We start from the raw sequence: 17,816 nt of genomic DNA, 5'->3' as shown, positions 1-17,816 counted from the left end.
AATCAACTACCATTTGGCTTATAGTTTTTAAACAAAAGACTATACTTTATTTGATATATACTTGAACTCTTAATCACTTAACGGTATATATATAGTATATTCCTTACAAAAGGGTGGGCATTTTGAAAAAATTGATTATACTTTTTATTGACCGTGTTTCTCAATATTCAATCGCAAGCTTTTATTTCTGGGTTTATATGATAAGAGGCGGGGTCATCTATGGATTTGTACCGGCGGCCATTGGCTTGATAAAAAGTGTAGAGTCCATTCAAAGTGACGATGATCAATTCATCCGAACGGTATTTCATCGGTCTTATCAACAGAATCGCCAATACAAAGGGCTCTCCTTCTTATTGTTCCTTTTTGCCGGTCTCTCTCTCATGAGCGTCTACCCTCGGCTCTACAACCAATATCCTTTTTTGGCTCTCCTGCAAATGCCTCTTCTGATTTGGACTGCAGTTATTTTGGTTTTTACCATCTATAGTGCTTACTTTCTAGCAATGGATAAAAAAAGCGGGCATGAGGCAAAGTGGATTTATGCCTTGGCGTTTGATACTTCCATCCGCCATCCTTTACGAAGCGTGCTTGTTTTTGTCATGATTGTTGCCATCAGCCTGCTCGCCAAGCTTAATTTCGTCGCTTTTATCTTTCTTTCCCCGCCACTCTTTATCATTGCGACGAAGAGATTAATCTATATTCCCCAAGTGTTGTACAAATAGAAACTGCTTAGAGGAGAAACATTTCTCTTCTAAGCAGTTTTTTTGTTTCCTCTAAATCCAACTAAAACGGAAAGTTATTTTACTGAGCCAGAAACACCGTTATAGATATATTTCTGCAAGGCGAGAAAGACGATTAAAATCGGTGTGATTACAATAATGACACCCGCAAGGATGACAGGCCAGTCCGTTCCGTATGGTCCTTTGAAAGCGAACAGTGCAGTTGAAATCACCTTCAGTTCAGGCGACGGCATATACAGGAATGGATTATAGAAATCATTGTAGATGCCCACCCCGCTGATGATCAGGATTGTAATCATCGGTGCCTTCAGTAGAGGCAGAATAATTTTGCGGTAAATCTGGAAGTAGGAGGCGCCTTCTATGATCGCCGCTTCATCCAAAGACACCGAAATATTATTCAGGTATTGGAGGAAGATATAAACTGCGATAACATCCGTGCCCAAGTTGAGCAGAATGACCGACCAAATCGTATTGAAAAGCCCCATGCCATTGATAATCTGGAACGTCGCTACCTGTGTCGTGATGCCAGGAATCAAAGTAGCCAACAAGAATAGCCCCAAAATCACTTTTTTCATTTTAAATTCAAATCGGTTCAGCACGTATGCAATCATCGTGCCCAGCAATAGCTTACCCGCTATCGATATGACGAAGATTAGGACTGTATTTTTGAATCCTGTAACCATTTGCCCTTCAACAAAGGCCCTCGTATAATTTTCGAAGGTAAAATTTTGCGGCCAGGCCAGAACCCCTGTAGTCAAGAACTCTTGTTTCGTCTTAAATGAGCCAAAGAAAACGACAAGGATAGGAAGGAGTGCAACCGCTGCGCCAATTGCTAAACTTCCATATTTGATAATTCTGCCGAGCAGCTTCTTTAAGGTGATGGTTACATCTTTTTCAGGTTGCGCAGGCTTTGCTCCACTAACATTGGTTGCCATCTTAATGTCCTCCCCTCTCTCTTGTAATAAATCTTTGGATCACTGTGACGATGATGACAATGACCAATAAGATGACGGCCATGGCGGAGGCCAATCCTACCTTGCTGAACTTGAAGGCCGTATCAATCGTTTGAATGACGAACGTATTCGTTCCATTCGAACCGCCTGTCATGATATACGGAATCTCAAACACGCTTAGTGAGCCGCTGATTCCCAAAATAACATTCAGGAAGAAGATTTCTTTAATGCTCGGCATGATGATGTATCTGAATTGCTGGAACTTGTTTGCCCCATCAATTTCCGCAGCTTCATAAATCTGAGTATCAATAGATTGCATAGCCCCTAAGAAAACGATGAAGCCGAATCCGGTATAGCGCCATACTGATGTAAAGGCCAATGAGAAGTTATTGAATGAACGGTCTCCAAGCCATAGGCGTATTTGATCTTCCATTCCAAAAAAGGTCAGGGCCGTATCCAGCGTGCCGCCGCCTTTAAAGAAATACAAGAAGATAAAACCGATCGCTACCCCGTTCAAAAGATACGGGAAGAATAAAATCCCTTTCCAGAAGTTCGCAAATCTCACTTTGAAGGTAAGAATGGTAGCAAAGTACAAAGCGATGGCCAATTGGAAAAACGTAGCCAAAAAGTAATAAAGACTGACTTTGAATACTGAAAAGTAATTCGGATTCGTGAACACTTTAATATAGTTATCCAATCCTACATTTTTGCTTGTGGGACTGGTTCCATTCCAATCCGTAAAACTGTACTGCAGCATTTTTACAAGCGGATAATATGAAAATAGCAGCAATAAAAATATCGGGATAGCAGAAAATAAAAAAATGATCAATCGCCGCTGTGCCTTATAGCTCATATCGAATTTACGCATCGTTTCTACTCCTCTTATTTCATTAGCTGGCTCTAATTAAATAAGAACTGTTTCCGTTCTACTTATATTTAGAGGAAATAGGGTGTTTACCAGCAATCACTGTAAACACCCCAGCTTGAAATTGATTACTCGCCTACTTCTTTTATTGCGTTGGCCCATCTGGTGTTCAGGTCGTCCATAATATCATTGAAGGATTCCTTCGTATTGCCTTTTGCAGCGTCAATAATTCGTTGCTTGACAGCATCTGTCGTATCAAGCCCTACTTCGGAAGTGTTATTGATGTTGGCCAATAGCGACTCTTTTCCTGCTGGAGCCGGATTGGCCTCGATGAACTTCACGCCGGCATCTTCCATTGATTTCAGAGGTGCAGGCAGTTCCTTTCCTACTAGAGGAGAGATCGCTCCATTTTCAGCGGAAAAATCAGATTCGTTGACAAACCAGTCCAAGAAAGTACGTGCAGCTTCTTTGTGTTTGCTGTTTACGTTGATTCCCAGGTTGTAGTCTCCGCCAATTGCGGCATATTGCTCACCGTCTTCTGCTGTGATCGGGAAGGCTGCAAATTGGATGTCATCCGGATTCTCTGCTAACGCTTGTACCTGTTCAATCGCCCAGCTGCCGAGAACCATAACAGCGATTTTCCCATCAGCCAAGTCCTGCTTGGATTGCTCCCAGTCTGTTGTAGATGGGTCTGCCTCTGTTAAGCCGTCTTTCACCGCGTCATACAACACCTTGTACGTTGTATTCATGACTTTTCCGTCAGCGAATGGCTCTTTGTCAGCAACAATCTTGTTTGTGATATCCGGGTCGCCAGATGCACCGGTACGAACATTATCCCAGGCAGTCAGAGCCCAGCCGGAAGCATAGTTCGTATACAAAGGAATGACATCCGGATTTTTTTCTTTAACCTTTTCAAGAGCAGCAATAAAGTCTTTAGGGTTTGTCGGAATCTTGTCAATCCCTGCTTCTTTGAATGGTTTCATATTAACGAGCATGCCAGAAGTGTTGACCATAATTGGTACACCGTAAGCAACACCATCATAAGCACGGTCATTCAATAACATGTATTTCTTAGACAGCTCGTCCAGATTTCCCAGCGGCTCCAAGAAATTCGCATTGTCTTCAGGCTTGATCGTAGTTGGGATCATAAACACATCGCCATAGTCTTTGGAATTCATACGGATTTGCATTTTTGTTACGTAATCTGTAATGGTTTCCACTTTCACGTTGATATCCGGATGTTTTTCATTGAAAGCTGAAATGTACTCATCCCACTTTCCATTACCGGCCCAATCTGTTCTATGGTTGATAAATGTGATGGTTTCCTTGCCCTCTGAGTCTTTGCCGGCATCCTTTCCCGACTTTTCAGAGCTACCGCTGCATCCTGCCAATGCAAGGGCCAGAGCACTTGCCATGACGCCTATACGGAATAACTTCTTCATTTTGCTTCCCTCCAAAGGTAATATTCAGCAAACGTTTACAGAGTTCATTTTAGCACCGCTTTTTGAATTTGTATAGTCTTTTATTCTTAAAAAATATACTTGACTAAAAAAATACATAGTGAACCTTTACCATTTGTCAACTTACTTTATGAAACCTATACACAAACTGGTTAGCGGATGCTGCTAAAATAACGGTGAACCACCTTTTCTGCCGGTTTCCCATAGACGGCATAATCCTGATCATCCGGCGCCTTTTCAATCGGATAAAGATGCGCCTTCCAATCCCATAATCCAAAGCCTCTAACCCAATCCCGCTTGCTCGTTGCTCGGAACATCTCTTCGTACCATGCCGCTTGAACCTGGGCGTCCGGCCTTCCTCTTAACGTCCAGTCATTCGGCAGCATCTCGCCGCCCTCCCAGCTTGGACAGCCGACTTCACAGAAAAAGAATGGTTTATTGTGGGTGCGGATCACTTTCTCAATTCGGTCCAGCTGTACTTCCCATTGATCAATCGGATAATAGCCACTGGAAGAAATAACATCCACTGCGTCCCACCATTTCAGGACATCCTCCTGGTACTTATCGCAATTATAAGTTACCAAACCGCTGTATACTTGGCGCACTTCGTCTATCAAATAGCGCCACTCCTGCTCCCGCCGATCGGCATTAACCATTTCACAGCCGACAACCAGCATGATACAGTTTGTCTCTTCGGCAAGCTTTGCATAATGAAGGATATATTCATTATAAGAAGCAAACCATTCAGACCACTTCGGTTCGCATGGCACATCGGTGTCAAAGAAATTGATGTGTGCCCGCCACGTCCCGTCGGATACATTCACCATCGGTTTTAGGATGACAGACAAACCCAAAGACTTAGCAAACTCTGCCATCTCGATGACTTCCTCATCGCTTACCACATCCTTGTGGTCCCTCCAGTTAATCGTTGTCGCTTGTGGATGATCTTGTTCTGCCACCACAGTTAAAATGACATGGTCAAGGCCGCATCTCTCTTTAGCCAGCCTTAAAGATTCTTTCGCTCTCGGGTCCCTCCACTCTCCCCGCTTGCTCATAAAGCCAAAACTGGCACCCTTAATGAATTCCATTGCTCTCTCCCATCCCTTGTTCTAACATTTTTATCACAAAGTAATACATATATTATTGAAATGTATATACTTTTGCTGTAAATTAATTATATCTTCCGGGGCTAGTTTCGTAAACTAATAGTTGAAAGAATGTGAATAAATGGATAACAAACGCGAGTATTATCGAAAAATGCTCTACTTTACGGTCCCCATTACGATCCAGCTGCTCATCACTTCCAGTTTAAATATGGTCGACTCCGTCATGGTCGGTCGTTTGGGTGTTGACAGCATTGCCGCAGTGGGTGTCAGCAATAAGTTTACGCAAATTCTCATTATCATTCTTCAAGGATTTGCAAGCGGTGCCACTATTTTTTGTGCACAATACTGGGGAACAAAAAACAAAAAGGGGATCAGCAGATCTGTTATTTATGTGACCGTTGTAGCCTCTCTATTCTCCCTTCTTTTCACGCTAATCACCCAGTTCTTTTCGTTTCAGATTATCGGTATCTTTTCTTCCGATTTGAACGTGAAGCAAATCGGGAGTGAATTCCTGAAGATTATCGGCTATACGTATATCTTCACTGCCTTATCGATGATTTTCGTTGTCGCCTTAAAAACGACAGGTGAAGTGCGGAGACCGACCTTCTATAGCGTGCTCGCACTAGCGGTCAATACACTCTTAAACTATTGCCTGATTTACGGGAATTTCGGCGCCCCTGCTTTAGGCGTTGAAGGGGCAGCGATTGCCACACTGATTGCCCGTGTTCTGCAGACTGGGCTTCTTCTTCAGCTGCTAATCAAAAAGGGGTTCATCTCGTGGAAGATCCTGAAGGAAAATACCGATGTGTTCCGCAGCAATCTCAGCAGGGATTATTTTAAAATCACATTTCCATCGATTGTGAATCATGCAACCTGGGGTGTGGGCGACACGATGTTTTTCTGGCTGTATGCCTCGATGGGAACCGGACAAACCGCTGCCATTTCACTGATTGATCCGATCATCTTTATCTTTACTTGCGTCTTTTCAGGAATCAGTGATGCTTCAGCCGTAATGATTGGCAATGAAATTGGCGCCAATCAAAAATCGAAGGCATTCCAATATGCGAAGCAGTATCTAAAAATCACCATAGTTCTTTCCATCGTTACAGGTATATTGATCTTTGTCTCGATGCCGTTCGTGTTGTCTCTCTATAACATCACGAGCAATGTCGAACAGCTTGTCAATCAGCTCATTTTTGTCTATCTCTTATTCTCAATCGCCAAAAATATTAACTATATAAATAATGTTGGCATCCTGAGGGCCGGAGGGGACACGAAGTATGTCATGTGGCTCGATACGCTTGGGGTTTGGCTATGGGGGCTGCCGCTTGCCGCTCTTGCCGTTTATCTGCATTTCCCATTATTCGCCGTCTATGCCCTTGCGAACTCGCATGATATCATCCGTGCTGTTCTAGGAGTGAAAAGAACACTGACGAAAAAGTGGATCCGCAATATTGTCGAGGAAAAAAAGGAGGTTGTCCCGCTATGAACAAACAAGAGTTTTTGCAGGAATTGAAAGAGGTCATTTTGCCCTTTTGGATAAAGCTGCTGGATGAAGAAAACGGCGGATCTTACGGGAAGGTAGACTATCACTTAACCGTGCACCCGGAAAGCCCGAAAGGCGGGGTCGTCGGCGCACGTCATTTATGGGGTTACTCCGGCGCCTATCTGCTGACCAAAGAGGAAAGATACTTACAAGCAGCTGAACATTCCTACCAGTTTTTAATCTGCTCCCTTTGGGATGAGAAAAATGGCGGAATCTACTGGCTTGTGGACTTTAAAGGAAACCCGCTGCTGAATGCCAAACATATTTATGCCCAAAGCTTTGCCCTTTACGGGTTGAGTGAATTTGCGAAAGCATCGCAAGATCCCGAGGCAAAGAGGCGGGCAATTGATATTTTCCACTTGATAGAAGACAAATGCTACGCTGCCGAATTAGGCGGGTATATGGAAGAGTTCACGGTCGATTGGCAGCCAAAGGACAATGAGCTGCTGAATGAAGGACCTGGAACGGTTTTTACAACGAACAGCCATCTTCATCTATTGGAGGCGTATACGAACCTGTACAGCATTTGGCCGGATGCAGATTTGCTGAAGAGGATTGAGCACCTACTTGATCTATTTTCGAAAAAAATCTATCATCATCAGGAGCATTTTTGCCAAACGGCGTTTAGTGCCGACTGGAAGCCGCTGAGGGACTCATTCTCTTATGGGCATGATATAGAAACAAGCTGGTTGTTGACGGAAGCACTGCAAGTAACCGGGTTGGACCGGCCCGATATTGTGGAAATGAACAAAAGGATGGCGTATAAGGTTGCCAATGAAGGAATTGACAAAGACGGCTCCATTTATGATGCAAAAGCAGATGGAGTTGTACGAAAGACAAGGGTCTGGTGGGCACAGGCAGAAGCGGTCGTTGGTTTCTATAATGCATACCAATTAACGGAAGATGAAAACTTTATCCGCCTCAGCGAGAGGGTATGGACCTATATCCAAGAGAAATTCCATGATCCTCGCCCGAATGGAGAATGGTATTCCCGGATCGATAAGGAGGGGGAAGTCATTTCATCGCTGCGTAATCCCGATCATCTGACCCCGGAAAACATAGCCGACCCTTGGAAGGGATTCTATCACAATGGCAGAATGTGCTATGAAATGATTAAAAGACTGCCGAAATAACCGGCGGCCGTAACGAAAAGTCCCTGCAGCGATTTGCTGCAGGGACTTTTCGTTACTCATCATAGTTAAGCTGATGATTGTAAACAGCTCCGATAAGGTTTGCGTCGTTTTGGAATTTGCAGATTTCAATTTCGGGAATAAACGGGGCAATCTCCACTTGCTTGACAATCTCCTTAAGATTCCGCTGCAATTCCGGAATCAAATCAGGCCGGCTCGATATCCCTCCGCCGATAATGATTTTCTCAGGGTCAAAGCTGTATTGAAGATTGTAAATTCCTTGCGCCAAATAACGGTGGAACTTTCCCACTTCCTCCTTCGCAGTCGGATCTCCTTGCTCAGCCCGATCAAACACATCCTTGCCGCTCACTTCATTTTCAGGAAGGTTCATTCTTTCAGCATAACGTCTTGCCATATGAACAGGAGTCCCTAAACTGCTGAACGTTCCTTCATCGGTCAAAAGCATATAGCCGAATTCACCGCCAAACAAATGCTTCCCGTGATGAATTTTCCCGTCTACAATGAAAGCTCCGCCAATCCCTGAACCAACAACGACAAAGATGACGTTTTTCAGCCCGCTCGCGGCTCCTTTCCAGACCTCCGCCAGTCCAGCGCAGTTGGCGTCGTTTTCCATTGAAACTGGACAGCCAAACAGTTTTGTAAGCTCTGAGGTAATCGGAAAATGGTGGATATATGGGATGGCACTGGCCCCTTCGACAATACCCGTTGCCTGGTTCACAGCCCCCGGGGAACTGATGGCAACCCCGTCAATTTCATACTTCGAAGCGAAATCCTCTTTTATCTTCAGCAGCTGCTTCTTCATCTCCGTCCATGTTGCCGGCGTTGCAAACGCCCCTTTATCTTCGAGCTTCTCCTGATGCCAGACTCCATATTTTACTGATGATCCGCCGATGTCAAATACAACTAATGACATGATGTAGCCACCCCTTGAACCTTGAATTTGAAAAAACACCTACCCTGCAAGGACTTGACGAACAGGTCCTCACAAAATAGGTGCTGTTGTGGACAATTGCTTCCGTTTTACTTTATAGCATTGTTTTCAGCCACTTCTTTGATCCAATAACCTGATTTCTTGATTGTTTTAATTTGTGTATGAATTTCATTGGAAATGAAGCCATAGCGGTTGCGATATGCGTTTTTCCATGACCAGCAATCAATCGGAGTCCAAAGATGGTATCCAAAGCAGTTGGAACCTTCTTCAATTCCTTTGTGCAGCCACTCCAAATGCTCCTGAATGAAATCGATCCGGTAATCATCCTCAATCATGCCATTATCGTTCAGGAAACGCTCTTCGCGTGAAACGCCCATCCCATTTTCGGAAACGAACCATTCAATATTTTTATAGTTGTCACGGATGTTGAGGGCAATATCATAGATTGCCTGTGGATAAATCTCCCATCCCTTGTCAACATTCATCCTGCGGCCCGGCATGTCATAGTTGTCGTAATAACGGTCTGGCATCCAATTGGCTGTACTGTTCGGTGAAATATCTGGTGCTTTGACACGGGACGGATGGTAGAAGTTGACGCCCAATGTATCAATCGTATTCTCTTTAATGATTGCCAGTTCTTCCTCTGTTGAATTCCAAATTACTTTGTCTTTCGTGAGAAGTTCAACAAGCTCCGCCGGGAATTCACCATTAACCGCGACATTTAAGAACATTTCGTTGCGCCATAGGTCGGCAATTTTGCCTGCTCTAACATCCTCTTCGCTGTCACTTGCAGGATAAGAAGGAGTTAAGTTCAGGATGGTCCCGATTTTCGCTCCCTTCTTTTGCATATCCATCTCCCGGAAAGCTTTGATCGCCTTCGCAGAAGCAAGATTGAGGTTATATGCTACTTGTACAGCTTTCTTTCCGTCAACAATTTTTGGGTAATGGAATTCGTATAAATATTGGCCGTCGACAATCACCATCGGCTCGTTGAACGTAAACCAGTGCTTGACGCGGTCCCCAAATAACTCGAAGCATTTGCCGGCAAACTTCGCAAACAGGTCGACGACATGTTTCGATTCCCAGCCGCCGTATTTTTGGTACAACTCGACCGGCAAGTCAAAATGATGCAGTGCCATAACTGGAGTGATTCCCTGCTTGATAAATTCATCAATGATCGCATTATAATAACGGACGCCATCTTCATTGACAGAAGCCGTCTCAAAATCATCGATTAATCTTGTCCATTGAATGGATGTCCTTATCGAATTGAGACCGATCTCCTTCATCAATCGGATGTCTTCTACATAGCTGTTATAAAAATTCGAAGCAGTATCCGGTCCTACTTGGCTGTAAAATTCTTCCGGTTCAATCTCATACCAATAATCAAATACATTGGCGTGCTTTTTATTGAAACGCCCTTCGCTTTGGGGGCCGGACGTTGCGGCTCCCCACCAAAAATTTTCTGGAAACTTTTTCATGATTGCATCTCCTATTACGCTTTATCGATTGCTTGTAAATAAAACAATTTGCTGTTGTAATCTTTGACTTTCTCTTTCGCCCAATATTCATCGGCTCTTCCGGTGAAGTTTTCGCCAAATAATAAGCCGATTTGCATGAGATCATCACCAAATCTTACGCCGTTCCCATTGATTTGATATTGCATTTCCTCAGCCAAGCCTTTCAATAATAAACGTTCATATGGACGGTTCGGCTTTGAAAGAACTTCATAATAGCCGACAATCGCCTCTGTCCGATCCTTAGAAACGACCATCCACGCTGTCTCATTCCCATCGAACGGACTCTTCAGGCGAATAAATATGCCTTGCTGGATGAGAGAACGATACTCTTTGAAAAAGGCGACGTTCTTCTTGATCTGTTCTTTTTCCTCATTTGACAGGAGTGTAATGTCCAGTTCATAACCGAACGTACCGAAATAGGCGACATTTGCCCGCATTTCCATGCTTGTCGTTCTACCGACCTGATGGTTGGGAACAGCGGATACATGGCTGCCGATGCTGGACAATGGGTAGACCATTGACGTGCCATACTGGATTTTCAGGCGTTCCACCGCATCGGTATCATCGCTTGCCCATGCTTGCGGCGCATAATACAGCATACCCGGGTCAAAGCGTCCGCCGCCTCCGGCACATGATTCAAACAAAATATGCGGATACTTTTCTATCAATCTCTCATAAAGGGAGTAAACACCCAATATATAGCGGTGCCAAATCTCACCCTGCTGATCTGCCGGCAGTGCTGCGGAAAAGGCTTCTGAAATATAACGGTTCATATCCCATTTAATATAGTCAATTTGGCATTCTGATAGAATCTCATCCATTTGCTGATAGATGTTCTCGACAACCTCTTCACGGGAAAAATCCAACACAAATTGGTTGCGGCCGTGTGAAAGTCTTTTGCCTGGAACTTGGATCAGCCAATCGGGATGTTTTTCAAAAAGGGCGGTATCCTTGCACATCATCTCCGGTTCAAACCAAAGCCCGAACTTCAGCCCCAGCTGATGAATTTTATCGGATAAGCCTTTCATTCCGTTCGGCAGTTTTTCCGTATTTACAAACCAGTCACCTAAAGAAGAAGTATCGTCCTGGCGATCTCCGAACCAGCCGTCGTCCAAGACGAATAATTCCATTCCCAGCTCTGCACCTGTCCGGGCGATTTCGACGACTTTCTCTTCATTAAAGCTGAAGTAGGTCGCTTCCCAGTTATTAATCAGGATCGGCCGCTCTTTATCGCGCCATTCTCCTCTTGCCAAACGGTTCCTGTATAAGCTGTGGAATGCCTGGCTCATCCCATTCAAGCCATCCTCCGAATAAACAAGCACAGCTTCCGGTGTCTGAAAACTGCCGTTCGGCTCAAGCTTCCAGCTGAATTGAAACGGATTGATTCCCAGCATTGCACGGGTGACATTGTATGTATCCACTTCTACCTGCGCCAAGAAATTGCCGCTGTAAATCAAGCTGAAACCGAATGCTTCACCGCTATGTTCCGTTGTTTGCGGACGAACCAATGCCATAAATGGATTATGAGCATGGCTGCTCGCTCCGCGTGCACTCGAAACCGATTGGACGCCTCTAATGACCGGTTTTCTCTCGACATGGTTCTCCCTAGCCCAAGCTCCGTTTAAATGAACGAGCTCAAAATCGTCATGTGGGAAATCAATGCTGATGCTCATCGCAGTTTCAAGCTGATAATCATCCTGGCCATTGTTTTTAAACTGTGCGCTTCTTGCAATTACCGGACGCCCCCGGAAAATCGTATAAAACAAGTGCAAGGAGAGCTCCGAGTACGTATCTTTCAAAATGATTTCCAGTGTCTGGGCCTCATCCGCAGTTTCCGTGTATGTGGCCGGCAATCCTTCCAATGTCGGCTTCCCATCCAGGATCCGGTAACTGTCATATACAAAATTTGAGATGCGGTCCCCAAGCGGATAACGGACCTGCTGAGCCGGAAAACGAAAATCTGACGTTCCGAAGGTCGGATACTCTTGGCGGATATGCTCCAGTGAGGTAGTATGATCACCTTCAAATTGGTTATTTGATGGCCGGACCTCACGCTCAATCAAATATTCAAAGCTGTTGCGGTGCTGAATGCTTTTTCCAAAATAAAGATGCTCCAACTGATTGATTTTCTCCATTACCCTAAACAAATAGCTGACCTTTCCATTTGTTAAATGGAATTCCAACTTGTCTTCGTTAACACAGATCAAATTACTCATTTAACAAAAACCCCTTTACCCTATCCCCGAACTTCGGCAAATACTCATGTCCGTATTCCGGAAAGAAAATCATCTCTTTCGGGGAATTGATATTATTGTAAACGGCGAATTGCTGGGCTGGATAACAAATGGTATCCTCCAATGCGATCGCCCACTTTACCTCAGCCTTGATTCTCGGCGCAAAATGCTGCAAGTCAATGTATTCGAGCGTATGAAAAAACATTTTCTCCTTCTCATGCATAGGGTCACGGAAGCGGAACCAATAATGAAGCTCCTCATAAGCAGAAGTCGTTATATCGAAATCAAACGCCTTGCGATAATCGCTCAAGAACGGATATTGTGTGACCACCTTCTTCACCCTCGGCTCCAATGCTGCGCAGATGAGTGACAAAGCGCCCCCTTGTGAGGCTCCTTGCACATAAATCTTTTCCTGATCCACTTCATCCATCGACATCAGGATTCTGGCAGCTTGGACGGTATCCAGGAAAACGGAGCGGAAATACAGACTTTCCGGGCCTTCTTCCACGCCGCGGATGATCAATCCCTTCATTGTTGTCCCTCTGACGGTAGTCCTATCCTCGGAGAGCCCTCCTTGGCCGCGGCAATCCATTGCCAAAACGGAAAATCCTTCGGCAACCCAGCCGGCCTTGTCACCAAAATCGCCGCTATCCCCATGGTAACCATGAAACATGAGCATTCCCGGCAATTTCCCTTTGACATTCTTCGGACGGGCGTATTGACAACGGACTCTTGCCCCGCCATCCCCCACAAAATACAGATTATAAAAATCGGCCACACGGGAAGGAATTTCAACCTTCTCCAATTCATAGTCCAGTGGAAGCTTTTCCAGCTTTTTAAGCTCTTTGTCCCAGAAGTCGTCAAAATCAACGGGCTTGATTCCGCTTCCTCCATAATTCTTATATTGGTCGACGATTTGTTCTATTTGCATGAGAACACCTCTTATTTAATTATCCGCTTTCATTATAATGTATATACTTATTTATGTAAATGAATATGTAAAATGAAAATATGTTAAATCAAATGAATCGAAAGTAAAAACACATCCTCTCCCACTGTAACCCTGTCTATAATTACCAAAGGACTTCGCCGTGATCGGTGAAGTCCTTTGGTATTTACGATATTCTGCTAAGGTAGCTCCTTATTGACTGACATGAATGTCATCAAAATGAAGGACACTTGATAATCGTGTTCCTAGTTGTTTTGCATTCACGTAAATGGAGAACTCTTGTACCTTTTTTGCATTATCCGCATCTAATTGCGAACCAGCATGAGACGTATCCCATGCGGCAACAGTAAATTCGCTGAATGGAATCTCCACTACTTGCGGTTCCGTACCCAATAATGATGGGTATGCCTCAAAAGCAATATCATTCGCCTTGATTTGAATGACAAGCTTTTGATCTTTTCCATCCGGCACATACCAGAAATTCAATGTATTCTGACTGGACCAATCAACCCCGCCAAGCTGTCTGGTTACCCCGGCATACCCGGAATCCCCCAGTTCATATTCATATTTCAGTCCATAGTCACCCGAGGATTTATTCTCTTCATCTAGTGAAACTTTGACGGAGTCTCCTTGAGAAGCTACAGTATATTTTGCTTTCAGCTTAGACTGGTTCCCGTTGTAGATTTCAAAGCTGTCTACCACGAACGGATCCAAAATAGGTTCTTCAAAACTATTCAGCAGTTGGACATTGTCTATATAGATAGGACCGGTATAGCGTAAGTGACTGAAGACAACAGAAAAGGCCAACTCATCTGCTTCAAGAAGCACTTTAGATGAGCTCATATCCACTTCAGCCGTGTATTTCCCGAATACAGTATCGCCAATCGTCACTTTTTCCAAGTCCGATAAAGTTTCCGGCTGTCCCGAACCGTATTTGTCCTCCCAATTTGGCGGGATCATGGCAATGCCTTGAATGGATGCATTTTCGTTTCCTTCAATCGGGATATAGACATCGTATTTCAGCTTATTCACAAGCTGTAAGTCGGCATTCGTTACTTTTAGCTTTAGCTCCTGCCATGATTGACTCGAATCTGGAATAGAAACATTAATTTTTATTGCACCCTCCTCCTGCCACTTTGCATGCCCGATTGACATGGAAATGGAATCAGGATACGTTCCAATTGATTCCATTCCCTCTATCGATGACGAGAAAGAGTAAGACTTGACCGGGATATCCTTTGCCTCAACATGAACGGTGACAGGTTCTTCATAGACCACTTGATTTCCGAGGTACGCCTTTACTGTCAGCACAATACTCTTCCCATTTTGGTTTGGTAGCGGCTTCCAGTCAGCCATGTAATAGTTCACTTTCGGATCGTAGACCAGTTCGTTTTCTTCAGCGCTTCCTTCAATAGAATAGACAACCTTTGAAACCGGCTGATTTACCGCCCGGACACGAATCGTCGTATTGGCTGTTTTAATTATCTCATCCTCTGTTGGTGATACAGTATGAATCACGCCTGTTTCCTTCACTGTTTTCACTTTCAGATCATATACTCCACGGATATCTTTCTGAAAGGCTGTATAGCTGTCGTTATAATAATCCTGAAAGTCTGGAAGCAATTCATGGTCGCCGTATGTTGCATGACCCTTAAATGGCGTAAACGCCTCTTCCGTTTTAAAGTTGGCCCATGTCAGCATGAAAGCCATCCTTTTGGCATCCGGATCCGACTTCAGTGCGTTCAACAATTTGGTAAACCATTCGGTATCTTTGTTTCCTGAAACCTGCATATTGCTATAGCCAAATTCATTGAAAGCTGCAACTTTCCCTTTTGAATCGGCGATTTTTGAAATCAGGCTGGCATCTTGGACGACCTGCTTCAACCACTGGTCTGTCCCTTCCCCATTGTTATACGTATCAAAACCGAGAATATCTACATATTCATCGCCTGGGTAGGTAAGCAGATACTTCGCTTTATCCTCGTTAAAAGGGCTGCCCGGTGAGAACGCATACAAGAAGTTTCGAACCTCTTTTTTGTCCCTTAAATACTCAACCGTGTACCGGAATAATTCTTTATACTGAGCCGGTGTAGTAAACGCGGCCCCCCCACCAGAACCAGCTTCCGTTATTTTCGTGGAATGGGCGGAAGACGACAGGAATGTCCTTTCCCTGATCATCCTTTAAATGGTGAGCAAAATCAGCAATCATGTCCAAGTATTGATTGAATTCCTCATGCTTGTCTCCTCCGGGCAAAATCGCCGGAACTACATCGCCGCTCGTATCATAAAAACTTCCCCCAGTGACGAAGTTTGGCATATGGGCGCTCAAGTTAAGGATTCCTCCGCGTTCGTACGCTTTTTTCATGACGTCCACAAGAGCATCCCTGTTTTCTTCGATGGACCCTTCCCATTTACCAGGCTTCTCTTTTCCCTCAAGGCTCAGCGTATCCCAACCATAAACGGCAGGGAAATCACCGACGGCATTTTTTACATCAGATTCGGTTCCGTCATTTGTCGTAATGGTTGCTCCTTCGGTTGTCGTATGCTGATGCCCGAATAAAATTGCTTTCCCCTGCACATTCTGCAAATAAGCAAAAAGAGACTTTGTTCGGTCCGTGGCCTTCCGGTCTACCAAATCAACTTCTAACTTTTTGTTGCTCTTATTGGCCGGCTCTCCATCAGCAAAGGCCGGCATGATTACTGACAGCTGCAGCAAGAACACTGCGAACACGATAAAACCTTTCCGGAATTTCTTCATACCTGCTCTCCCCTTTCGTCAATTTTTCGTTTTTTCTGTTGCACACCTCCCGAAGAAAGCCCTTCCATTTTATGAGCGAAGTAGACATGATGACTATAAAGAGCTGATTTACTTAAAAAGTTGTAACGTTTGCTAAAGTAATTATATATTCATATAAATATAAAAGTCTAGTCATTTATTTGATTATTTAAAATTCAAGTGCCCTCGCGATCTTTCAGCGAACCAACCAGACGGCGTATTCGGAACGACCGCTAAATAGAATAGGGTTGGAAATCGATTCGATTTCCAACCCTTTGTCTACCTGACCTTTTCATTTTGTTTCTCTAATAACGGTGTTGCCGTATGTATATGCAGCACCGACAAAGATTGCCCCTCCTACAATATTTCCAAATGTAACGGGAATTAAATTGGCCGCCATACCCATAAGCGTAACTGTTTCAGGGTGCGGGACAAGAAGTGAGATCGACAGTAATGTCATATTCGCTACACTATGTTCAAAGCCTGATGTGATAAAAGCGAATAAACACCAAAAAATCATAATCAGCTTTGCAGTATCACTTTTTAATTTTACAGAGCTCCAAACAGCCAGACATACCAAAATATTGCATAGAATTCCGCGCACGAATAGTTCCATGAAGGGAGCATTCATTTTTGCATCGGCTGCGTTTGTAATAAAATCAGCCGTCCCGCCTGCCGCCAAACCAGAATAGAAAAACAAGAACGCAATCAGGACAGAGCCTGCAAAATTTCCTGCATAGCTATAAAACCAGACACGGAGCGTTTCCAGCCATGTCGTCTTCTTCATCATCGTTCCAATGGTCATCGTCATATTATTGCCGGTGAATAAATCGGCTCCTGCCATAAGGACGAGGCTAAGGGCAATTCCAAACGATGCCCCCATCACAATTTTGGTTCCGGCAAATTGAGAAGGCGCCAATAAGCCGCCGATTGAGTAAATAAAGATAATTCCTATACCGACGAAAGCTCCTGCCAGCATCGACATCGTGATGGATTTGCTTTTGCTTGCATTCAAGTTCTGAACTTTTAAAACGGCTGTGTTTGCAAAGGCATCGATTGTCTCTTTCATTTGTACTTCTCCTTTCCTAGCCCCTCGACTAATCCTATAAATGGATTCCTCTCCAGCTCTTTTCCCCCAGCTGACCTTGTCTAAGCATAAAAAGCATTTACTAAAAGGACAGCACTTCTCCAGCTGAATCGATAGGGCAGGGTCTCAAAACTTCAGATGAAAAGAACAGGTCTTGCGAACGACCGTATTGTTTGTGAATATATTCACATTATATAATATAAATCTTCTATCCTCTCGCATGATTGTTACAAGTCAGCGAAGATCCTGCTTTATGAGCAAGCCGGCTCTTGCACTTGGCGCAGGCGATGATTCCTCTCATCACCTGATCTATCATTTCCGCTTAATGATTCTCTCTAGGCATACTGGGCCAACACGAGTTACGCTTTTCTTCGGCGCTTAGTGGCATACCAGCACTTTTTCTTCAGCTCATTAAGCTAAGGCTTATTTCACAAAAGACCCATAAGAGATGCGTGGTGCGCAGAAAAGCCAGTCGGCCTAGCCCCCTTTAGACAAAAATGA

General features: G+C 44.2%; 13 protein-coding genes and 1 pseudogene. 3 read left to right on the top strand and 11 right to left on the bottom strand.

The window, feature by feature from the left end:
• Positions 1-122: 122 nt before the first annotated feature.
• The gene (locus tag AC0TWI_RS14790; protein WP_488127106.1) at positions 123-719 is read left to right on the top strand and encodes a hypothetical protein; all 597 of its coding nucleotides are present in this window, start codon (positions 123-125) and stop codon (positions 717-719) included.
• A gap of 74 nt (positions 720-793) precedes the next feature.
• Here the strand turns inward: AC0TWI_RS14790 and AC0TWI_RS14785 are convergent, their stop codons facing one another.
• From AC0TWI_RS14785 to AC0TWI_RS14770, 4 genes are all read right to left on the bottom strand, one after another.
• The gene (locus AC0TWI_RS14785; RefSeq protein WP_488127105.1) at positions 794-1,672 is read right to left on the bottom strand and encodes a carbohydrate ABC transporter permease; all 879 of its coding nucleotides are present in this window, start codon (positions 1,670-1,672) and stop codon (positions 794-796) included.
• 1 nt (position 1,673) lies between these two features.
• The gene (locus AC0TWI_RS14780) at positions 1,674-2,558 is read right to left on the bottom strand and encodes a carbohydrate ABC transporter permease (protein WP_488127104.1); all 885 of its coding nucleotides are present in this window, start codon (positions 2,556-2,558) and stop codon (positions 1,674-1,676) included.
• 125 nt (positions 2,559-2,683) lie between these two features.
• Complete coding sequence (locus tag AC0TWI_RS14775; RefSeq protein ID WP_488127103.1) at positions 2,684-3,997, bottom strand: ABC transporter substrate-binding protein; 1,314 nt, start codon at positions 3,995-3,997, stop codon at positions 2,684-2,686.
• 170 nt (positions 3,998-4,167) lie between these two features.
• On the bottom strand, positions 4,168-5,103 hold the full coding sequence (locus AC0TWI_RS14770; protein WP_488127102.1) for a glycoside hydrolase family 113: 936 nt from the start codon (positions 5,101-5,103) through the stop codon (positions 4,168-4,170).
• 139 nt (positions 5,104-5,242) lie between these two features.
• Here AC0TWI_RS14770 and AC0TWI_RS14765 point away from each other — a divergent pair, with 139 nt between their 5' ends.
• On the top strand, positions 5,243-6,610 hold the full coding sequence (locus tag AC0TWI_RS14765) for an MATE family efflux transporter (protein WP_488127101.1): 1,368 nt from the start codon (positions 5,243-5,245) through the stop codon (positions 6,608-6,610).
• Entirely contained in the window at positions 6,607-7,800 is a 1,194-nt protein-coding gene (locus AC0TWI_RS14760; protein ID WP_488127100.1) for an AGE family epimerase/isomerase, read from the top strand. Before AC0TWI_RS14765 ends, AC0TWI_RS14760 begins: the two co-directional genes overlap by 4 nt.
• A gap of 52 nt (positions 7,801-7,852) precedes the next feature.
• On the opposite strand, the gene AC0TWI_RS14755 is transcribed toward AC0TWI_RS14760, so the two are convergent.
• From AC0TWI_RS14755 to AC0TWI_RS14725, 7 genes and pseudogenes are all read right to left on the bottom strand, one after another.
• A complete protein-coding gene (locus AC0TWI_RS14755; RefSeq protein ID WP_488127099.1) occupies positions 7,853-8,731 on the bottom strand; it encodes an ROK family protein in 879 nt (292 codons plus the stop codon).
• 107 nt (positions 8,732-8,838) lie between these two features.
• Complete coding sequence (locus AC0TWI_RS14750) at positions 8,839-10,230, bottom strand: glycoside hydrolase family 1 protein (RefSeq protein ID WP_488127098.1); 1,392 nt, start codon at positions 10,228-10,230, stop codon at positions 8,839-8,841.
• A 14-nt stretch (positions 10,231-10,244) separates the two neighbouring features.
• Positions 10,245-12,485 carry an alpha-galactosidase gene (locus tag AC0TWI_RS14745; protein ID WP_488127097.1) on the bottom strand — a complete coding sequence of 747 codons (2,241 nt, stop codon included), beginning with the start codon at positions 12,483-12,485 and terminating at the stop codon, positions 10,245-10,247.
• Positions 12,478-13,434: an acetylxylan esterase gene (locus AC0TWI_RS14740; RefSeq protein WP_488127096.1), complete on the bottom strand. Its 957-nt coding sequence runs from the start codon at positions 13,432-13,434 to the stop codon at positions 12,478-12,480. The genes AC0TWI_RS14745 and AC0TWI_RS14740 overlap by 8 nt, the downstream gene beginning before the upstream one ends.
• A gap of 210 nt (positions 13,435-13,644) precedes the next feature.
• Positions 13,645-14,808: a carbohydrate binding domain-containing protein gene (locus tag AC0TWI_RS14735; RefSeq protein WP_488127140.1), complete on the bottom strand. Its 1,164-nt coding sequence runs from the start codon at positions 14,806-14,808 to the stop codon at positions 13,645-13,647.
• A gap of 438 nt (positions 14,809-15,246) precedes the next feature.
• A pseudogene (locus tag AC0TWI_RS14730) lies at positions 15,247-16,147 on the bottom strand (glycosyl hydrolase); the annotation flags it as partial.
• Positions 16,148-16,520: 373 nt separating this feature from the next.
• On the bottom strand, positions 16,521-17,297 hold the full coding sequence (locus tag AC0TWI_RS14725) for a formate/nitrite transporter family protein (protein ID WP_488127095.1): 777 nt from the start codon (positions 17,295-17,297) through the stop codon (positions 16,521-16,523).
• Positions 17,298-17,816 lie beyond the last annotated feature (519 nt).

It is taken from the genome of Lederbergia sp. B243.17 (assembly GCF_057657925.1).
The sequence above is the reverse complement of the archived record's forward strand: the minus strand, read 5'-3'. Positions and strand labels throughout refer to the sequence as shown.